Origin of the sequence: Nonomuraea sediminis, assembly GCF_018531495.1 — a bacterium.
Taxonomy (GTDB): Bacteria; Actinomycetota; Actinomycetes; order Streptosporangiales; family Streptosporangiaceae; genus Nonomuraea; species Nonomuraea sediminis.
This window is the reverse complement of sequence record NZ_JAHDTI010000009.1, coordinates 218310-237620: the sequence shown is the minus strand read 5'-3', so window position 1 is coordinate 237620 and position 19311 is coordinate 218310. Positions and strand designations below refer to the sequence as shown.

The window sequence follows — 19311 nt, the reverse complement described above, 5'->3', positions numbered from 1 at the left end:
CGCCACCGACAGTCCGGGGAAGAGTGGAGCCGCATATACCCAGACCGGATGGCCCAAATTGACGGTTGGCAATCGCGTGACGGGTGCAACACTGTCGGTGACGCATCCCCCCGATGGCGAGGAGTCCTTGAGGGTGCCTACGAACCTGCCCGCCGCGCCGAACGCGTTCGTGGGCCGCGAGTCGGACGTGGAAGAGCTGCTCCGCCTGCTCACCGCCGCACGACTGGTGACCCTGTGCGGCACGGGCGGCATCGGCAAGACCCGGCTGGCGCTGACGGTGGCGCGCGAGGCGGTCGAGACGTTCAGCGACGGCGTCTGGCTGGTCGAGCTGGCCGACCTGGACGCCGGCGACCTGCTGGAGGAGAAGGTGGCCTTCGCGCTGGGCGTCGACAGGATCGAGGCCGTGGCGCAGGCGCTGGGGGGCGGCCGCCACCTGCTCGTGCTGGACAACTGCGAGCACCTGGTCGACGCGTGCGCGGACCTGTGCGCCCGGCTGCTGGCCTCCTGCGCAGAACTGCGGGTCCTGGCCACCAGCAGGGAGCCGCTGCGCGTGGCGGGCGAGACGGTCTGGCGGGTGCCGCCGCTGTCGCTGATCCCTGACAGGCCGTCGGCCAGCGACGCCGTCCGGCTGTTCGTCGAGCGCTCCGAGGCGGCAACCGGCGAGCAGCGATGGAGCCCAGAAGACGACGCGGCCGTGGCCGCGCTCTGCGCCGAGCTGGAGGGCATCCCGCTGGCCATCGAGCTGGCGGCGGCGATGACCCGGGTGCTGTCGGTCGAGCAGATCAGGTCCCGGCTGTCGGACAGGTTCAAGCTGCTGACCAGCGGCTCGCGTTCCGCGCCCGCCAGGCAGCGCACCCTGCTGGCGACCGTGGAGTGGAGCTACCGCATGCTCAGCGACCCCGGCCAGGTGCTGCTGCAGCGGTTGACGGTCTTCCGCGGCGGCTGGACGCAGGCAGCGCCTGCTGGACAGTGGCGACGAGGCCGAGCTGCGCCTGCGCCACCTCGACTGCTGCTGCGCCGCCGCCAGGAGGGGCTGGGAGCTGCTCGAACACGGCACCAAGGAGAGCTGGCCGCAGACCGTCCGCTTCTTCCACGCCCTGGACGCCGTCCAGCCGAACCTGTACGCGGCCATGGGCCACGCGCTGTCCACCGGCCAGATCGACAGGGTCCTGCGGATGGTCGTCGACCTGCAGTGGGCGCTGGTCGGCGCGGGCCGGTTCGACGAGGCCACCCGGCTGCTCGACCGCGCGCTCGAGCAGCCCGGCGACGCGCCGCCCGGCCTGGTCGGCCACGCCACCGCGATCAGGGCCTTCATCTGCTACTACGCCGGCGACCTCGAGGGCATGCAGCGCTTCGGCCGGCAGGGGCTCAAGCTCTCCCGCGCGGGAAGCGACGTGCCTGGCGAGATCACCGCGACGCTCATGCTCAGCCTGACGGGCGAGGCCGTCTCGGTCGACCGGGCCGCCGAGCTGGCCGAGCAGTACGGAGACCGCAACTTCCGCGCCTTCGTCCAGTACACCAGGGCGCTGCTCGCCCAGCTGGCCGGCCAACTGCGCGAGGCGCAGCGCCTCTACGAGAGCATGCTGGCCGTCATGGAGCAGGCCAGCGAGTGGGGCGTCGCGCAGGCCGTCATCGGCCTGGCCCAGCTCGCCCACGCCAGGGGCGACCTGGCGGGCGCGGTCGCCCACTACGAGCACGCCCAGCGCCTGCTGCACGCCCTGGACTACCGCGGCGACCGCATCCGCTGCCTGACGGGCCTCGGCAAGATCGCCGTCGAGCTCGGCGACTTCGACACCGCCCGCGCCAGGCTCGCCGAGAGCCTGTCGCTCAGCACCGGCCTCGGCCGGCGCGCCAACGCCGTCGACCTGGTCGAGGCCTTCACGGACCTGGCCCGCCGCCAGGGCGACCAGCGCCGCGCCGTACGGCTGGCCGCGGCCTCGACCGCGCTGCGCGACCGCATGGGCGGCGCGCCGGCCGGCGGAGCGGGAGCCCGTACGGAGGACATCCTGGCCCCCGCCAGGCGCGAGCTAGGCGATGCGGTCGTGGCCAGCCTCTGGCGCGAGGGCCTGGAGCTGCCGTGGAACAGGACGATCGAGTACGCCGTGTCCGGCAGCCTGGCCGTCTCCGCCCCGACGGCCGTCCAGGTGGCCCCCGCCCCTGACAGCACGCTCACCGACAGGGAGCGCGAGATCGTGGTGCTGATCGCCAGGGGACTGTCCAACAGGGCGCTGGCCGAGGAACTGGTGATCAGCCCTGCCACCGTGGCCAGGCACGTCTCCAACATCCTGGGCAAGCTCGGCTTCACCTCCCGCACTCAGGTGGCCGCGTGGGCGGTCGAGCATGGAATGAACGAGTAGTCAGTGGCACACTCAGGGTGACGGACGTTTCCGCCGACCCCTGAGGGCAGATGACGAACCTTCCTGGAGAACCGAACCTGTTCGTCGGCCGCGAGTCCGATATCGACGAGCTGACCCAGCTCCTCGGTGTGACCCGGGTGGTCACCCTGTGCGGCGCGGGCGGCATCGGCAAGACCAGACTCGCCTCGCGCCTTGCCGTACGGCTGGCCGCACGCTACCCGGGCGGCGTCCACCTGGCCGAGCTCGAGGACGTCGAGCCGGGCGGCGTGCGCGCGCAGGTCGCGGCGGCCCTCGACGTGCCGGGCGACGTGGTGGAGGCCGTGGGCGGCAAGCGGATGCTGCTCGTGCTCGACGGCTGCGAGCCGGTGATCGAGGAGTGCGCCCGGGTGTGCCAGGAGGTGCTGGCCGCCTGCCCGGGGGTGACCATCCTGGCCACGGGCCGCGAGCCGCTGCGCGTGCCCGGCGAGACCGTGTGGCGGGTGCCGCCGCTGTCGCTGTCGGGCGATCCGCGCGAGTGCGAGGCCGTGCGCCTGTTCCTGGCCAGGGCGGGCGCGGCCAGGCCGGGCTTCGAGCTGTCCGACGACGCGCTGCCGCAGGTGGTCGAGCTGTGCCGGGTGCTCGACGGGCTGCCGCTGGCGATCGAGCTGGCCGCGGCGATGATCAGGGTGCTGTCGGTCAAGCAGCTGGCCGAGCGGCTGGACGACCGCTTCAGTCTGCTGGCGGGCGGCGCCCGCACGGCGCCCGCCAGGCAGCGCACGCTGCGCGCGGCCGTCGACTGGAGCTACCGGCTGCTGACGCCGCAGGAGCGGCTGCTGCTGCGGCGCACGGCCGCCTTCCGCAGCTGCTGGACCCTGGACCTGGCCGAATGGGTGTGCTCGGGGCCGGGGCTGGCCGAGGAGGAGGTGCTGCCCCGGCTGTGCGACCTGGTCGACAAGTCCCTGGTCGTGTTGGACGGCGAGATCGCCGGGGAGGTCCGCTACCGCCTGCTGGAGACGGTGCGCCAGTACGCGCTCGAGCAGCTGGCGGAGTCCGGCGAGGAGGCCGAGCTGCGCCGCGCCCACCTGGCGGGCATGGCCAGGCTCGCCGCCCAGTTCAAGGACGTGGTGGCGCCGGGCGTGCGCACCTCGTGGCCCGTGCTCGAACGCTTCGGCAACCTCTTCGACGGGCTCAAGCTGGAGATCGGCGCGGCCGTCGACTGGTCGATCGCGATCGGCCTGCCGGAGACCGCGCTGCGCATGCTGACCGACATGCGCTACATGCTGGTGGCCGGCGGTCGCCGGCTCGGCCTGACCTCCCGCCTGGACCGGCTGCTCGCGCTGGACGCCCCGCAGATGCCCGCGAGCCTGCGCGGCCAGGCCATGATCCTTCGTGGCGAGCTGGCGGTGCCCTCCGGCGACCTGCCGACCGCGGCCCGCTGCGCCCGCGTCGGTATCGAGCTGTGCCGGTCGGCGGGCGACAGCTACGGCGAGGCCGTCGGCATGATCCTGCAGGCCCAGTCGACCGGCGAGCACGGGCCGCTAACCCAGGCCCTGGAGACCGCCAGGGAGTGCGGCGACACGATCCTGGAGTCCATCGCCCAGGGCGCCAGGGCCAACCTCGGCCTCTACGAGGGACGCCTGACCGAGGCGCGGCGCGCCTTCCAGGAGGTGCTGACCCTCAGCGAGCGGCTGGACAACCACTGGGGGCAGTCCAACGGCCACATCGGCCTGGCCCAGGTGGCCAGGCGCGTCGGCGACCCCGCCGCGGCCAAGCAGCACTACGAGTCGGGGCTGCGGCTGTTGCGCACGGTCGACGCCCGGCAGCAGATCATCAGCTGCCTGGCCGGGCTCGGCCGGGTCGCGCTCGAGCAGGGCGACCTGCGCGAGGCCAGGATGCGGCTGTCGGAGGCGCTGTGGCTCAGCCGCGAGGCCGGCCTGCGCACGGGTATCGCCAGGCGGCTTGAGGCCTGGGCGGCGCTGGCCCGCGCCGAGGGCGACGACCGGCGGGCCGTCCTGCTGGCGGCCGCCTCGGTCGCGCTGCGCGGCAAGAACCCTGACGCGCGCACCGAGGAGGTGCTCGGCCCGGCCCGCGAGAAGCTGGGCGAGGCCGTGGTCTCCATGCTCTGGGCGGAGGGCTCGGTGATGACCGTGGACCAGGCGGTCGCCTGCGCGCTCGGCGGGGAGTTGCCGGAGGCGCCGCGGGAGCCGTACGTGCCCAAGGCCCAGAGCAGCAGGCTCACCGCGCGCGAGCGGGAGATCGCCGAGCTGATCGCACGCGGGCTGGGCAACAAGGCGATCGCCGACGAGCTGGTGATCAGCCCGGCCACCGCCGCGCGGCACGTGGCCAACATCCTGGCCAAGCTGGGGTTCTCCACGCGTACACAGGTCGCCGCGTGGGTGATCAGGAACCGCTGATCGCGAGGGTTTCTACACATCTTCACGGGTGGCCGGTTACATCCTCGAATGGCCATGTCGGCGCATGTGCCGCTGCCCTCGCGCGCCTAGCGTTCTCAGTGTGATCGGCCGCGACCCGCGTACCCCGCCCCCAGCTCTCGGGGCACTCGACCGGTACGCCCACGACCGGTCCGTCCGGGACGTCGCGCGTCCAGCGGGGGGCTGGACCTCCTCGGAGGGGTGGAGGTTCGACCCCGGGTGCGCGACAGCGGGCTCGAGCCACGCAGGGCTCGGGCCCGCCCCCCGGCGTGATCAACGGAATGCGCATCCGTATACATACATCGGTGGATGCTGCGGCCCCCACGCCGCCCGTAGCGTCGAAGACATGAAGCCCATCGCCTCGGCCACCGGCACCGTGATCAACGAGGTGTTCGGCCGGGCCTACGAGCGAGGCGACCGGCCGGCACTCATCGATCTGCACGCGGGACTGGTGTACGGCTACCGCAAGCTCGTCACCGAGGTCACCAGGGCCGCCTCCGGCATGGTGCGCCGCGGCGCCCGCCGCGACCAGGTGGTGGGCGTCTACGTCGGCACCGCCTGCGCCCAGACGCTGGCCGTGCACACCGTGCTGGCGGCCGGCGGCGTGGCCGCGCCCGTCGATGCCGCGCTGCCCGCGCACGAGGTCGCCGCGGCGCTGAACGCGTGCGACGCGCGCACCCTGATCACCACCAGGGACCTGGCGGGCGTCGCGGTCCGCGCGGCCGACGAGTCGCGGGTGCGCCAGGTGATCGCCTTCGGCGACGCGCTCGACGCGCTCGACTTCCGCGAACTGCTCACGCTCGAGCCCACCGCGCTGCCCGCGCTCGACCCGACGACGCAGGACGCCCTGGTGCTGGCCGGCGGGCACCGGGTGGGTCACGCCGACCTGCTGCAGCGGATGGCGGAGCTGGAGGGGTCGGTCCGGCTCGCCGACTCCGACGTGGTGCTGGCAACCTGGCCGCCGGACGGGGGCTGCGATCTGGTGGCCCTGATCGCGGTGGCGGTCGCCAGGGGAGCGCTGGTCGTGGCGGCCAACGGGCTGTCACCTGCCGACCTGGCCGGCACGGGTCACGACTTCGGGGTGACCGTCGTCACCGCTGCCCCTGGCCTCCTGGAGCGCGTGGGCTGACCCCACCGCAGGATCCCGTGAGAGCGCGTTCTCGCCCTTGGCATGGGTCGAGGCGAGCTGAGTGAGAGCGCGATCTTTTCGAGCGGCTCGGCTGGGTATGCGGACCTGTTATCAGCACATGCCTTGACGTGCCCGAGTGCGAAGTGGGTTGATTGCCCTACTGACAACGTTGTCAACTCACCACTCGGGGTTCGGAAGGGATGGTGTGCGATGCGACGACGGTGGTTGGCGGCCGTCGCGATCACTATGGCGAGCGTGCTCGGCCTGGCCGCCTGCGGAAGCAGCGGCGGCGACAAGGCCGGCCCGACGTCCACGGGTGGCGGCGAGCCCAAGAAGGTCGAGGTCTTCTCCTGGTGGACAGGACCGGGCGAGGCCGACGGCCTGAAGGCCATGCGGAAGATCTTCGAGACCAACAACCCGCAGTACACGTTCTTCGACGCCGCGGTCGCGGGCGGATCGGGCGACAAGGCCAAGGCCCTGCTGCAGTCCAAGCTGCAGGCCAAGACCCCGCCCGACACCTTCCAGGGTCACGCGGGCGCCGAGCTGCAGGGCTACATCAAGAACGGTGACCTGGAGGACCTCAACTTCCTCTACGACGAGCTCAAGCTCAAGGACGTCTTCCCCAGTCAGCTCGTCGACCAGATCAGCGTCGATGGCAAGATCTACTCGGTGCCGGTCAACATCCACCGCTCCAACGTGCTGTGGTTCAACCCGAAGGTGCTCAAGGACGCGGGCATCGCGGCGGCGCCGAAGTCGGTCGAGGAGTTCATCGCCGACCTGCAGAAGGTCAAGGCCAAGGGCAAGATCCCGCTGTCCATCGGCTCGGAGTGGACCGCCACGCACCTGCTGGAGAACGTGCTGCTCGGCTCGCTCGGCACCGACGCCTACAACGCGCTGTTCAAGCCGGGCGGCAACTGGGGCGCTCCCGAGGTGACCAAGGCGCTGGAGAACTACAAGACGATCATGTCGTTCACCGGCCCACCGCAGGACGACTGGCAGCCGGCCGCGCAGCAGGTGGCCAAGGGCGAGGCCGCCTTCAACATCATGGGCGACTGGGCCTACGGCTACTTCCACAACCCGCCGGACGGCGGCCTGGGCCTGACGTCGAAGACGGACTTCGACTGGGCGCCCGCTCCCGGCACCGAGGGCACCTACCTGTGGCTGTCCGACAGCTTCACCCTGCCCAAGGGCGCCAAGAACCGTGACGGCGCCATCGCCTGGCTCAAGGTCGCCGCGAGCAAGGAGGGGCAGGACGCCTTCAACCCGTTGAAGGGCTCCATCCCCGCCCGCAAGGACGCCGACCAGTCCCTGTACAAGGACTACCTGGCCGACGCGCTGAAGGACTGGAGCAGCAACAAGCTGGCCGGGTCCATCCAGCACGGCGTCTCGGTGAACCAGCCGTGGCTGGCCGCGATCACCGAGTCCGTGGGCCTGTTCATCAAGGACAAGGACGTGGCCGCGCTGCAGAAGGGCCTCGTCGACGCCGCTACCGCGAACGCTCAGTAGGAGCGCCAGGGCGGGTACGGCACCGCCGTACCCGCCTGGAAGGGAAAGTTTGTGAGGCGGGCACGCACCTGGCTGCCCGGGCTGCTCCTCGTCACGCCGTCGATCATCGCGATCGCCGTGTTCGTGTACGGCATGCTGGGCTGGAACTTCCGGCTGGCGATGACCGACAAGCACAGCGAAGTGGCGGAGGGGAAGTTCGTCGGGCTGAAGAACTTCGTCGACATCTGGGATCTGCCCAGGTGGCATCTGTCGGTCAACCACGCGCTCATGTTCACGGTCGTGTTCGTGGGCGGGGCGCTGCTGCTCGGCTGGTTCCTGGCCTTCCTGATGGAGAAGGGGATCAGGGGCGAGGCGACGTTCCGGTCGATCTACCTGTTCCCGATGGCGGTCTCGTTCATCGCGACCGGCATCGTGTGGCGGTGGCTGATGAACTCCGGCACCGGCGAGCAGGCAGTCGGGCTGAACCGGCTGTTCGCGGCGATCGGGCTGCCGCAGTGGGAGTGGTTCAGGGACGACGACTGGGGCATGGCGGCCATGGCGATCCCCGCCGTCTGGCAGATGTCCGGATATGTCATGGCACTGTTCCTGGCTGGATTCCGCGGCGTGCCCGAGGAACTGCGGGAGGCGGCGCGGGTCGACGGGTGCACCGAGTGGGGCGTCTACCGGTACGTGGTGCTACCTCTCTTGCGCCCTGTCACGCTGTCGGCGCTGATCATCCTCGGGCACATCTCGCTGAAGGTGTTCGACCTGATCATGGCGGTGTCGGGCAAGCAGATCATCACCGACGTGCCCGCCGTCTTCATGTGGGTGGCGGTCTTCGACTCCCACGACCCGGCCAAGGGCGCGACGATCGCCTCCTACATCGTGCTGAGCGTGGCGATCTTCGTCGTCCCGTACCTGATCTGGTCCGTGCGTAAGGAGAGGCGCTGATGGTCGCGGCAGCCTTGGGGCGACGGCGGGCGGCCACGGGGGTGCGGCTCGCCGTACTGATCGTGTTCGTGGTCGTCTTCCTGATCCCGATCTACGTGCTGCTGGTGACGAGCTTCAAGCCGCTCACCGAGGCCGAACCGTCGCAAGCGTGGAACCTCCCGCACACGTGGACGCTGGAGGCCTGGCAGGCCGCGTGGGAGAAGCTGTCGCCCTACCTGCTGAACAGCGTCCTGATCGCGGTGCCTGGATCGCTGATCTCGTGCGCCCTCGGCTCCATGAACGGTTACGTCCTGTCGAAGTGGCGCTTCCCCGGCGCCGACGTGCTCTTCACGCTCTTCCTGTTCGGCATGTTCATCCCGTACCAGGGCGTGATGATCCCCCTGGTGCAGTTGCTGGTGAACCTCAGCGACCTGACCGGGCTGCAGATCTACGGCGCGATCCCCGGGCTGGTGCTGGCACATGTGGTGTACGGCATCCCGATCTGCACGCTGATCTTCCGCAACTACTACGTGACGATCCCCGACGAGCTCATCGAGGCCTCCCGGGTGGACGGTGCCGGCATGCTGCGGACCTACTGGTCCGTGGTGCTGCCCGTCTCCGGGCCGGCGATCGCGGTGGTCATCATCTGGCAGTTCACCTCGATGTGGAACGACTTCCTGTTCGCGGTGTTCCTCACCGGGCCGACGAGCTGGCCCGCGACGGTCGGGCTGAACAACATCGCGGGCGCGCAGGCCACGCCGTACAGCCAGCAGATGGCGGCGGCGGTCCTGGCCTCGATCCCGACGATGCTGATCTACCTGGTGCTCGGACGCTTCTTCATGCGCGGGCTGATGGCGGGTGCGCTCAAGGGATGAGCTCGTTGGCCGGGTGCTCGAGCGGCTCGCCGCGCATGTAGCGAGCCACGTCGGCGGCCACGATGCGGGCCGCCTTGACGGCCGTCTCCTTGCTGGCGCCGGCCAGGTGCGGGGTCATGACCAGGTTCGGCGTCGTCAGCAGGCGTGATCCCGCGGGGATGGGCTCCTCGGGGAAGACGTCCACGGCGGCGCCGAACAGGTGGCCCGACTCCAGCGCGTCGCAGAGCGCGTCGTAGTCGAGCAGCGCGCCCCTGGCGCAGTTGACGATGACCGAGCCGGCCGGCATGGCCGCGATCTCGGCGGCGCCGATCATCCCCGTGGTCTCGGGGGTCGCCCTGGCGTGCAGCGACAGGAACCGCGAGCGCGCCAGGAGCTCGTCGAGCCCGACCAGGCCCTCGATGTCGTCGACGTAGGGATCGAACACCAGGACCTCGGCGCCGAACCCGGCCAGCATCCCGGCCACCCGGCGGCCGATCGCGCCGTAGCCGACCAGGCCGACCGTGCTGCCCTCCAGTTCGGGGCCCACCCGGTCGTACATGTAGTAGTCGCCCCGCCACACGCCGCCCGCCAGGTCGGCGTGGGTCTGCGGGATCCTGCGCGTGGCGGCGAGCAGCATGGCCAGCGTGTGCTCGGCGGTGGCCACCGCGTTGCGCCCGGGCGCGAACGTGACCGCGACCCCCGCCTTGGCGGCGGCCTCCAGGTTGGCGTTGACGGGGCCGCCCCGGCTGACGCAGAACAGCCGCAGTGACGGGCTGGCGTCGAGCACCCGCTGGGTCAGCGGGGCCATCTGGGTGACGCACACCTCCACGCCGTCCAGCGCCTCGATCAGCTCGTCCTCCACGTCGGAGGCCTCGTCGACCTCGCCGACGCGGCCGAACGGCTCGACCGGCCAGGGCAGCGTGAGCTCGCGGAAGTCCACCTCGCCAGGGACCGCCCGACGGACCGCGTCGATGAGCAACCCGTTCTGCACGAAGTGGTCGCCTGCTGCGAGGATCTTCAACGAATGGCTCCAATCGGGGAGTTGAACCGCAGGATCGCCGCCTGCTCGCCGGTCAGGCGGATCTCGGTGATCGCGCCGTTGTCCAACCGGGGGAACAGCCGCCGGTACTCGCTCAGCGGCACGCCGATGAGCCCGCACAGCGCCAGGCGGATCACCGTGGTGTGCGCGACCACCAGCACGCGCCCCCGGTCGCGGGCGATGTCCTTCAGGCAGCCGGCGAACCGCTCGGCCGCCGCGCGCGGGTCCTCGCCTCCCGGCAGCGGGTTGGCGGCCGGGTCGGCCTCGAAGGCCGCGCGGGCCTCGGGGAAGCGTTCGCTCATCTCGGCGGCGGTCAGCCCGTCGGCCTGACCGAAGTCCAGCTCGCGCAGCCGGGCGTCGATCCGCAGGTCGACGCCGGCCGCCTTGGCGGCGGCCTCGGCGGTGATGCGGGCGCGGCTGAGCGTGGAGGCCCACACCCCGGTCAGCCCCGCGGTCGCGGCCCACTCCGCGAGCGTCTCGGCCTGGGCGTGGCCGCGCGGGGTGAGCTCGATGTCGCTGAGCCCTGCGTAGCGGTTCTCGGCGTGCCAGACGGTCTCGCCATGGCGTACCAGGACCAGGTCGGTCATCGCGCGGCTCTCTTCCTCGCGTGCGCGGCGGCCGCCTGCGGCAGCCAGCCTCGCCTCTCCAGCTCTCCGATGAACTCCAGGTACGGCTCGCGCAGATCGGCACCGGTCGGGTCGACGACCTCGCGGGTGCGGACCATGCCGTCGGAGTTCCCCGCGGCGAGCACGGCCATGCCGAGCGCGGGCTCGGCGTTCTGCCTGAGCGTCACCGGGCGGCGCAGCACGTCGGCCCTGAGCCGGTTTCCGTAGGCGCTCCTCGACCCGCCGCCGGTGAGGATCAGCTCGCCGTCCACAGGGGCGCCGAGCAGGTCGAGGTAGTCGAAGCAGAGCCGCTCGACAAACGCCGCGCCACGCATGATGGCGGCATATTTCTGGACATCGTCGGTGGGGGTGCCGAGCGCGAACGGCTCGGCCTCGGGCGCGTCGAACGGGAACCGCTCACCCCGCGATACGAGCGGGTAGACGGTCACGTCGCCGAGATCCGCGCGGGCGGCGGCGAGCTCGCTCAGCGCGTCCAGGTCGCTCCCGGGGAACTCGTGGGTCAGGACCCCGGCCCCGGTGCTCGACGCGCCGCCCGGCAGCCAGCCGCCGTCGGGCGCCCGGTGCGAGTACACCACGCCGAGCGGGTCGTGGATGAGGTCTCTGGTCACGCCCTTGAGCACCAGCGTGGTCCCCAGCACCGAGTTCCAGCTGCCCACCCGGTTCGCTCCGGCGCCGAGCTGGGCGGCGCACCCGTCGGTGGTCCCGGCGATCACCGGGGTGCCCGCGGGGATGCCTGTCTCCGCGGCGGCCTGCGCGCAGACGGTCCCCAGCACGGAGCCGGGCCTGACCACGTCCGGCAGCATCGCCGCGGGCACGCCCAGCGTGTCGAGGACCTCGAGCGGCCAGCGCTCCTCGATCAGGTCCACGCCGGTCTTCAGCGCGTTGCTCAGGTCGGTGGCCACCGCGTGGCCGGCCAGCCGCCGGTTGACGAAGTCGTTCTGGTGCGCCAGCCGGGCTCCCGCCGGGGCGTCACGCAGCAGCCACAGCAGCTTGGGCAGCGCCCAGTTGGGCTGCATGCGCTGGTATCCGAGCCGCGCCCACACCTGCTCGCCCACCTCGTTGACCCGCTCGGCCGAGGCTCGCCGATCGTCGTACATGAGCGCGGGCGTCAGCGCCCTTCCCGTGTCGTCTGACAGGAGGATCGTTCCAGAGGTGGCGTCCACGGCCACGCCCTCGACCTGTTCCCCCGGCACGTCGCGCAGCGCCTCACCGGTCGCCGCGCACAGCTGGGTCCACCACTGCTCGGGGTCCTGCTCGTGCCGGGGCCCGTCGCGGTGGCTGGTCAGCGGGCGGGCCGCCGATCCCAGCACCGCGCCCGCCCGCGTGACGGCCATGGCGCGCACCGACTGCGTCCCCAGGTCGATGCCGATGAAGACGCTCATGCGCCCTCCTTCGGAGGTCGCATGAGCGTCAGACGGCTGTGTCTGATTGGTCGCTCGCTGCGCTCGCTCCGTGAACGGCTCCGCATCTCGGCCAGCCGGGGCCAGGATCGGGCGTTGTCGGCTCGCACGGCCAGGAAGTCCGTGTAGGCCTCGCCGTACCTGCCGGGGACCGGCTGGACGGGCTCGCGCAGCCGTACGAACGACTCGGCGGCGGCCTCCAGCGAGGGGGAGGCGCCGGTGGCGGCCAGGCCGACGAGGAAGGCGCCCCTGGCGCCGACCTCGGCGTCGGCCGATCGGAGCACGGGCAGGCCGGTGACGTCCGCGATGAGCTGGGTCCAGACGGGGCTGGCCGCGCCGCCGCCGCAGACCCGCAGCTCGTGCGGGCGCGTGCCGGAGGCGGCCAGGCTGTCCTGGACGACCATGGTCAGACCCTCGAGGACGGCCCTGGCGACGTGCTCGCGGCCGTGCTCGAAGGTCATGCCCAGGAACGCGCCGCGCGCCAGCGGGTCGGAGAAGGGGGCGCGCTCGCCGGCGGGGGAGAAGTACGGCAGGAACGCCAGCCCGCCCGCGCCCGGCTCGGACCCGGCGGCCAGTTCGGTCAGCGCGGCGGGATCCGGCAGGCCGAGCAGGCGGCAGGCCCACTGCAGCACCTCGGTGCCCGCGAAGCTGGGGAAGGCGCGCAGATACCGGCCGGGCATGGCGATCGTGATGCCGATCGGGTCGCCGTCCAGCGAGGGCGTGTCGACGACCGTTTCCGTGCAGATCGTGGTGCCCAGGATCGAGCACGCCTGCCCGGCGCTCACCGCGCCCGCGCCGATGGCGGTGGAGACGATGTCGTAGGGCGCCATCACCACGGGCGTGCCCAGGGGCAGGCCGAGCGCGTCGCTGGTGAGGCCCGCCACGCGGTGGGAGTCGTCGAGCAGGGGCGGCAGCAGGCGTTCGGCCCACTCCAGGCCGAACAGGGAGAGCAGATCGGGGGAGTACCGGCGGGCGAGCAGATCCATGAACGGGGCGGAGCCGTCGGACTCGTCGCTCGCCACGACGCCCGTGAGCCGGGAGAAGATCCAGCCGCCGCAGGTCAGGGCGGTGGCGGAGCGGTCGAGCCGGTCGGGGTCGTGCTGCTTCAGCCAGGTCAGGATCGCGTTCGGGAGCCCCGAGGCGCTCGCCGACCCGCTGACGCGGAACGCCGCGTCGGACTTGCCGGAGTCGATCAGCGCTGCTGCCCGGCCGTCGTTCCACAGGATCGCGGGTCCGGTCGGCTCGCCGTAGGAGTCCACCAGCCAGACCCCGTCGCCCTGGGCGGTGACCGCGACGAAGTCGACCGACGGCGGCGCGACCTCGCGGACGGTCCGCACGACCGCGTCCCAGACGGCGCGCATGTCCTGCTCGGCGTGCCCGGGCGCGGGCCTGGACACCCCGGTCTCGCGCCGGGCGACGGCGATCTCCGCGCCCGAGTCGTCGTAGCCGACCGCCTTGATCACCGTGGTGCCGGCGTCGACGCAGATGAATCCCATCAGGCTCGTCCGTGCGAGGTCCGCGACTTGCGCGCGATCGAGTCGACGACCACCGCGAGCAACAGCACGATGCCGGTGACCACGTAACGGATCGAGGAGTCCAGGCTCAGCAGCGTCAGCCCGCTGGAGATCGACTGGATCACGATCATGCCGAGCAGCGCGCCGAAGGCCGTGCCCCGGCCGCCGAACAGCGAGGTGCCGCCGATGACGGCCGCCGCGATCGCGTTGAGGTTGAAGTCGCCGGTGCCGTTGCTCTGGTTGGCCGCCGCCAGCCGGGCCGCCACCAGGATGCCGCCCACCGCCGCGAACGTGGAGCACAACACGAAGACCGAGGTGTAGACGGCCTTGACGTTGATGCCCGCGCGCCTGGCCGCCTCGACGTTGCCGCCGATGGCGTAGACGGCCCTGCCCCACTTGGTGCGCGACAGGAGGTAGTGCATGACCAGCACCATCGCCAGGAACAGCATGAACAGCCAGCCCACGCCGCGCGTCTGGTTCAGGTACCAGACCACGAACCCGAGCCCGACCAGCAGCGCCGCGCTCCTGATGACCAGCGTCGACAGGCCGCGCGCCGACAGGTTCGCCTTGCGGCGTTCGCTGGCGTGCAGGTAGCCGGTGACGAACAGCCACGCCGAAGCCGCGATCACCAGCGCGTACGACAGCCACGGCGGGACGAAGTCCAACTGGGCGAAGTTCACCAGGCCTGAGTCGAACGGCAGGTTGACCGCGCCCTTGGTGCCGAGCACGTAGATCTGCAGTCCCAGGAACGTCAGCAGGCCGGCCAGCGTGATGACGAAGCTCGGCACCCCGAACCGGTTGAACAACTGGGCGTAGATCCAGCCGATCACCGCGCCCCCTGCCACCGTGATCGGGATCGCGGCCCAGACCGGCCATCCCTTGGTCACGAACAGGATGGCCAGCACCGCGCCCGAGAATCCGCCCACCGACCCGACCGACAGGTCGATCTGGCCGACGAGCAGCACGCACACGATGCCCAGTGCCACGATCCCGATCGCGGACAGGTCGAGCAGCAGGTTCACCAGGTTCGCGCTGGACAGGAAGATCGGGTTCAGTATCTGCAGGACGGTCCAGATGACCACCAGCCCGACCACCACCGGGATCATCCCGAGGTCGCCGCCCCTGGCCCGCTCGAGCACGTCGGCGACCGCGCCGCCGATCCCTCCCTGCAGGCGCTCGTCCTGCCTGTCCGTTGTCAGAGTCACGAGGGCTGTCCTTCTGTACGGCGGGCCGCGCGCTGGGCGACGACGTTGTCCGTCGCGCCGGTGATGGCGGCGATGATGTCCTCGGTGGTGACGTCCCCGACGTCGAACAGCCCGTTGTTGCGGCCGAGCCTGAGCACCGCGACCTTGTCGGCCACCGCCCGCACGTCGGCCATGTTGTGGCTGATCATGATGACGCCCAGGCCGTTCTCCCGCAGCCGCTCGACCAGGTTGAGCACCTCGGCCGTCTGGGCAACGCCGAGTGCGGCCGTGGGCTCGTCCAGGATGATGACCTTCGGGTCGCCCAGCAGCGACCTGGCGATCGCCACGGTCTGCCGCTGGCCACCGGAGAGCGAGGCCACCGGCACCCGCACGCTGGGGATCTTCGCCGAGAGCTGCCGGAGCAGCTCCCACGAGCGGGTCTCCATGGCCACGTCGTTCAGCCGCAGCGGCCGGACCTCCTGGCCGAGGAACAGGTTCTGGATGACGTTGAGGTTCTCGCACAGCGCCAGGTCCTGGAAGACGGTGGCGATGCCGAGCTTGTGCGCGGCCGCGGGTGTCGGGATGTCGACCTCACGCGACTCGAAGGCGATCGTGCCCGAGTCGGGCGGATGCACCCCCGACAGGATCTTCACCAGCGTCGACTTGCCGGCGCCGTTGTCGCCGACGACGGCCACCACCTGACCGGCCTCGACGTCGAGGTCGATGTCGGTCAGGGCGGCCACCGCGCCGAAGGTCTTGCTGATCCCGCGCAGGGACAGGGTGGGGGACATTACTTGATACCCAGCTCCTCGCACCCCTTGGCGTACGCGCCGGTGCAGGCGTCCGAGGCCTTCATGATGCCGCTGTCGAAGAGCACCTGCTTGATGTTCTCCTTGGTCACCACGCTCGGCACGAACAGCTGCGACGGGGTGTTGTACAGGGTGGTCTTGCCCTCGGGCTTCTTGCCCTGCATGAACTGGTAGGCCACGTCGGCCGACGCCTCGGCCACGATCTTGATCGGCTTGGAGATCGTGTTGTACTGGTCGCCGGCGATGATCCGCTGGGCGGCGGCCAGCTCGGCGTCGTTGCCGGTGATCGGCGGGACCTTGACCCCGGCCGCCTTGAAGGCGGAGATCGAGCCGCCGCCGGTGCCGTCGTTGGCCGCGACCACACCCACGATCTGGTCCTTGAACTGGGTGATCTGGCCGCCCACCCACTCCTGGGCCTTCTCCGGCTTCCAGTCGGGCGTGTCGTACTCGGCCAGCAGCTTGAAGCCGCTCGGGTCGACCGCGCTGTGGATGCCCTTCTTGATCAGGCCGGCCGCGGCGTCCGTCGGGGAGCCGTTGACCTGGAGAATGCCGCCCTGGGCGTTCTCCTTCTTCAGGTGGTCGACCAGCGACTGCGCGATCATCGCGCCGATCTTCTCGTTGTCGAAGGAGATGTAGTAGTCGGCGGGCGTGGCAGGGATCGGCCGGTCGTAGGCGATGACCGGGACCTTCTGCGACTGCGCCGACTTGACGATGGTGGCCGCCGCCGCGGAGTCGACCGGGTCGATCACGATCGCCTTGACGCCCTGCGCGAGCGCCGAGTTGGCCTGCTGTTGCTGCTTGGCCGCGTCGGAGTCGGCGTTCTGGTAGATGACCGTGCAGCTCGGGCAGAGCTGCTTCATCTTGGCCTCGAAAAGCGGCTTGTCGGCCAGCTCGTACCTGGTCGAGGCGAGGTCCGGCATCAGGAAGGCCACCTTGGCGTTCTCGGCGCCGCCTCCGCTGCCGCCGGTGCCTCCGGAGGACCCCGAGCCGCACGCGGCCAGCGTTGAAGCGGCGAGTACTGCCACTGCGGCGATCTGAGCTTTGTTCACGGGTCTTCCCTCTCGCTCGGCGTGTTGCTCCCCCGAGGTTCACAAGGGCTTGGCCCCTGCGGTGCGCCTCACGCTAGCGCGCAGTCGGAATATTTGTCCAGCACGAATGTTCACGCCGCGTTTACCTGCGGGGATGCTTGGTAGTGTCACATCCGCCCGATGCGGGGCGTCAAGAGAGATGTGAGAGTGCGAGTGATGGACGACAGCGATCTTCTGGCCGAACGCTTCGAGGAACACCGAGCCCATCTGCGGTCGGTGGCCTACCGGATGCTCGGCTCGGTCAGCGAGGCGGAGGACGCCGTCCAGGAGGCGTGGATCCGGCTGAGCCGCTCCGACGTCAGCGAGGTGCAGAACCTGGTCGGCTGGCTCACCACGGTCGTCGGCCGCATCGGCCTCGACATGCTCCGCTCGCGCGAGTCGCGCCGCGAGGAGGTGGTGGACACGCACGTGCCCGACCCGATCGTGACGATCGACCCCGAGCAGGAGGTCGTCATGGCCGACTCGGTCGGGCTCGCGCTCATGGTCGTGCTCGAGATGCTGGCGCCCGCGGAACGGCTCGCCTTCGTGCTGCACGACATGTTCGCGGTGCCGTTCGACGACATCGCCGCCATCCTCGGCAAGTCGGCCGCCGCGACCAGGCAACTGGCCAGCCGTGCCCGCCGCCGCGTGCAGGACTCGGGCCCGGTCGCCGACCCGGACGTCAACCGCAAGCGCGAGATCGTGTCCGCCTTCGTCGCCGCCTCACAGGGCGGGGACTTCGAGGCCCTCGTCGCGCTGCTCGACCCCGACGTCGTGCTCCGCGCGGACGCGGGCGCCTCGTCGGTGTCCAAGCTCATCAGCGGCGCCGCCGCGGTCGCCGGTCAGGCGCTCACCTTCCAGCGCATCGCCCACCTCGCCCAGCAGGTGCTCATCAACGGCACCCCCGGCCTGGCCACCCGCGTGGACGGTCAGCTGGTCGCCGTCATGGACGTCACGATCGTCAACGGCAAGATCGCCGAGATCAACATCCTCGCCGACCCGGTCCGTCTGGCCGCCCTGAGCTGACTCTCCCGTACGGCGAGCCATCCACCCCGGCTCCCCCGACGAATACGCCACGCCACCCCTCCCGGAGCGGCCCCCACCGGCGGGGGGTGGTCACACTCCCCGCCGGGGACGCCTCGCCGTGTCCGTGCGAAGCGCCCGCACCAGCGCCCGGCAGTTCGGCCCACGATCCGGAATCCAGCCCGCCGCGTGCGTGATGCCCGCCGCGCGCAGGTCGCCCCGGATCCGCCGCCCCAGCGCGACCGCCACCTGCGGCCTGCCCCGCGTGAGCGTCAGGTCGACGTCGCCGAAGGCGAACGCGCTGTCATCCGGGTCATGCATCATGATCTCCACCCTGGCGATCACGTCTCCCGGTCGCTCCTCGCCCACCGGTTCCCACAGGCGGCCGACCATCCGCCACACAGCCCGCTCGTCACCGGCCACCGCCGGGCGGGCCGTCACCTCGCCGTCATCCCCGAGCACGGCGACATACAGCACGCGGTTGTCGTTGCACGGGGTCAGGAAGTTGTGATGCCGCGCGCATCCCGGATCCCAGTGGTAGCCGTAGTGGACCAGCGATGCCGCAAGGTCGGGATGTGCGTCGGCCCAGACGTCGTCGAAGAAGAACCACTGGTCGAAGTAGTCGCGCCAGGTGCTGATCCACAGATATGCCACGTGCTCGTCCTTTCGGACGACCGATCGCTCCAGATACCGGTACGGCGACAGTGCGGCCCCGTCGATCAGGCGCAACGCGCTCTCGTGAGAGCGCGGGATCTCGTCACAGGGTTCTGTGTAGTCGGGCCACAGGTTGGCGCGCTCGAGGGCGTCACCGATGCCGCTCTCGCCCGGCCCCACCAGGGCACGCAGGACGCGCAGCTCCACGGGCCAGTCGTCGGAGTCCTCGGTTTCGCGTAGCACGGTGCCCAGCTCGGCCAGCCGTACGCCGGAGAAGGTGTGGGGGTTGGACCAGCCGATGCTGTCGTGCCGGGCCTTGCACGCCAGGATGACCGCGTACGTCGTCCCCTCGCCGGAGCGGCGCGTGAGCTCGATCGGGGTGACAGGTGGGGTGAAGGAGCCTGTGGGACCAGAGGCGTCGGGTAACGGGCCGTCGTGGAGGGGGAAGGACCAGCGGGACGGGTCGGCGGCGGCTGCGGCGTCGTCGACCAGGTAGTAGGCGACCTCGTGGTCGAGGCCGTAGGCCAGGCCGCGCAAGCTGTGGTCGTCGACGTTGCACTGGATGGACTCCGACAGCCAGGTGCGGGCCAGGGCGCGTAGCTCATCCATGCTCGCCGGAGGTGGGCCGCCGCTCATCAGCAGGTGGTCGAGCCCGTAGACGGCGACGCCGAGGAGGTCGACGAGGTGCTCGTAGGTGCCCTTGCCCCACAGGTCGCGGATCCAGCCCAGGACGGTCGGCTGTGGCAGGTGGCGGACCACCTTGCCCAGGGGCGATTCCCACGACCGGTAGATCAGGTACACGCGGCAAAGGTAGCCGCCGACACCGACA

The 19311-nt window shown here is 71.0% G+C and carries 15 protein-coding genes; 7 read left to right on the top strand and 8 right to left on the bottom strand.

Features of this window, described 5'->3' with window-relative positions:
* The first annotated feature begins 1130 nt into the window (after positions 1-1130).
* From KIK09_RS32775 to KIK09_RS32750, 6 genes are all read left to right on the top strand, one after another.
* Positions 1131-2357, top strand: a complete 1227-nt coding sequence (locus KIK09_RS32775; RefSeq protein ID WP_214323280.1) for a LuxR C-terminal-related transcriptional regulator — start codon at positions 1131-1133, stop codon at positions 2355-2357.
* A 50-nt stretch (positions 2358-2407) separates the two neighbouring features.
* Positions 2408-4750 carry an ATP-binding protein gene (locus tag KIK09_RS32770; RefSeq protein WP_214323279.1) on the top strand — a complete coding sequence of 781 codons (2343 nt, stop codon included), beginning with the start codon at positions 2408-2410 and terminating at the stop codon, positions 4748-4750.
* A gap of 364 nt (positions 4751-5114) precedes the next feature.
* Positions 5115-5897 (top strand): AMP-binding protein, encoded by a 783-nt coding sequence (locus KIK09_RS32765; RefSeq protein ID WP_214323278.1) that lies wholly within the window; start codon positions 5115-5117, stop codon positions 5895-5897.
* A 210-nt stretch (positions 5898-6107) separates the two neighbouring features.
* Positions 6108-7403: an ABC transporter substrate-binding protein gene (locus tag KIK09_RS32760; protein ID WP_214323277.1), complete on the top strand. Its 1296-nt coding sequence runs from the start codon at positions 6108-6110 to the stop codon at positions 7401-7403.
* Positions 7404-7454: 51 nt separating this feature from the next.
* On the top strand, positions 7455-8333 hold the full coding sequence (locus KIK09_RS32755; RefSeq protein ID WP_214323276.1) for a carbohydrate ABC transporter permease: 879 nt from the start codon (positions 7455-7457) through the stop codon (positions 8331-8333).
* Positions 8333-9187: a carbohydrate ABC transporter permease gene (locus KIK09_RS32750; RefSeq protein ID WP_214323275.1), complete on the top strand. Its 855-nt coding sequence runs from the start codon at positions 8333-8335 to the stop codon at positions 9185-9187. Before KIK09_RS32755 ends, KIK09_RS32750 begins: the two co-directional genes overlap by 1 nt.
* On the opposite strand, the gene KIK09_RS32745 is transcribed toward KIK09_RS32750, so the two are convergent.
* Genes KIK09_RS32745 through KIK09_RS32715 form a run of 7 tightly spaced genes read right to left on the bottom strand, consistent with a single transcriptional unit; the run spans position 9177 to position 16787 of the window.
* Positions 9177-10187: a 2-hydroxyacid dehydrogenase gene (locus tag KIK09_RS32745; protein WP_214323274.1), complete on the bottom strand. Its 1011-nt coding sequence runs from the start codon at positions 10185-10187 to the stop codon at positions 9177-9179. The genes KIK09_RS32750 and KIK09_RS32745 overlap by 11 nt on opposite strands.
* The gene (locus KIK09_RS32740; protein ID WP_214323273.1) at positions 10184-10792 is read right to left on the bottom strand and encodes a histidine phosphatase family protein; all 609 of its coding nucleotides are present in this window, start codon (positions 10790-10792) and stop codon (positions 10184-10186) included. Before KIK09_RS32740 ends, KIK09_RS32745 begins: the two co-directional genes overlap by 4 nt.
* Positions 10789-12213, bottom strand: a complete 1425-nt coding sequence (locus KIK09_RS32735; RefSeq protein WP_214323272.1) for an FGGY-family carbohydrate kinase — start codon at positions 12211-12213, stop codon at positions 10789-10791. The genes KIK09_RS32740 and KIK09_RS32735 overlap by 4 nt, the downstream gene beginning before the upstream one ends.
* Positions 12210-13727: an FGGY-family carbohydrate kinase gene (locus KIK09_RS32730; protein WP_214323271.1), complete on the bottom strand. Its 1518-nt coding sequence runs from the start codon at positions 13725-13727 to the stop codon at positions 12210-12212. Before KIK09_RS32730 ends, KIK09_RS32735 begins: the two co-directional genes overlap by 4 nt.
* Entirely contained in the window at positions 13727-14950 is a 1224-nt protein-coding gene (locus tag KIK09_RS32725) for a sugar ABC transporter permease (RefSeq protein ID WP_214323270.1), read from the bottom strand. The genes KIK09_RS32730 and KIK09_RS32725 overlap by 1 nt, the downstream gene beginning before the upstream one ends.
* The gene (locus KIK09_RS32720) at positions 14947-15720 is read right to left on the bottom strand and encodes an ATP-binding cassette domain-containing protein (protein WP_214323269.1); all 774 of its coding nucleotides are present in this window, start codon (positions 15718-15720) and stop codon (positions 14947-14949) included. The genes KIK09_RS32725 and KIK09_RS32720 overlap by 4 nt, the downstream gene beginning before the upstream one ends.
* Positions 15720-16787, bottom strand: a complete 1068-nt coding sequence (locus KIK09_RS32715) for an ABC transporter substrate-binding protein (protein WP_214323268.1) — start codon at positions 16785-16787, stop codon at positions 15720-15722. Before KIK09_RS32715 ends, KIK09_RS32720 begins: the two co-directional genes overlap by 1 nt.
* A 195-nt stretch (positions 16788-16982) precedes the next feature.
* On the opposite strand from KIK09_RS32715, the gene sigJ reads away from it, so the two are divergent.
* Positions 16983-17831, top strand: a complete 849-nt coding sequence (gene sigJ / locus KIK09_RS32710) for an RNA polymerase sigma factor SigJ (RefSeq protein WP_214323267.1) — start codon at positions 16983-16985, stop codon at positions 17829-17831.
* A gap of 90 nt (positions 17832-17921) precedes the next feature.
* Here the strand turns inward: sigJ and KIK09_RS32705 are convergent, their stop codons facing one another.
* Positions 17922-19283 (bottom strand): hypothetical protein, encoded by a 1362-nt coding sequence (locus KIK09_RS32705; protein ID WP_214323266.1) that lies wholly within the window; start codon positions 19281-19283, stop codon positions 17922-17924.
* Between the last annotated feature and the right edge of the window lie 28 nt (positions 19284-19311).

Excerpts from the sequence above, each read along its gene's own strand:
- KIK09_RS32735 (WP_214323272.1), bottom strand. The coding sequence starts at position 12,213 with ATGAGCGTCTTCATCGGCATCGACCTGGGGACGCAGTCGGTGCGCGCC.
- KIK09_RS32720 (WP_214323269.1), bottom strand. The coding sequence starts at position 15,720 with ATGTCCCCCACCCTGTCCCTGCGCGGGATCAGCAAGACCTTCGGCGCG.
- KIK09_RS32775 (WP_214323280.1), top strand. The coding sequence starts at position 1,131 with ATGGGCCACGCGCTGTCCACCGGCCAGATCGACAGGGTCCTGCGGATG.
- KIK09_RS32760 (WP_214323277.1), top strand. The coding sequence starts at position 6,108 with ATGCGACGACGGTGGTTGGCGGCCGTCGCGATCACTATGGCGAGCGTG.
- KIK09_RS32730 (WP_214323271.1), bottom strand. The coding sequence starts at position 13,727 with ATGGGATTCATCTGCGTCGACGCCGGCACCACGGTGATCAAGGCGGTC.
- KIK09_RS32770 (WP_214323279.1), top strand. The coding sequence starts at position 2,408 with ATGACGAACCTTCCTGGAGAACCGAACCTGTTCGTCGGCCGCGAGTCC.
- KIK09_RS32740 (WP_214323273.1), bottom strand. The coding sequence starts at position 10,792 with ATGACCGACCTGGTCCTGGTACGCCATGGCGAGACCGTCTGGCACGCC.
- KIK09_RS32750 (WP_214323275.1), top strand. The coding sequence starts at position 8,333 with ATGGTCGCGGCAGCCTTGGGGCGACGGCGGGCGGCCACGGGGGTGCGG.
- sigJ (WP_214323267.1), top strand. The coding sequence starts at position 16,983 with ATGGACGACAGCGATCTTCTGGCCGAACGCTTCGAGGAACACCGAGCC.
- KIK09_RS32765 (WP_214323278.1), top strand. The coding sequence starts at position 5,115 with ATGAAGCCCATCGCCTCGGCCACCGGCACCGTGATCAACGAGGTGTTC.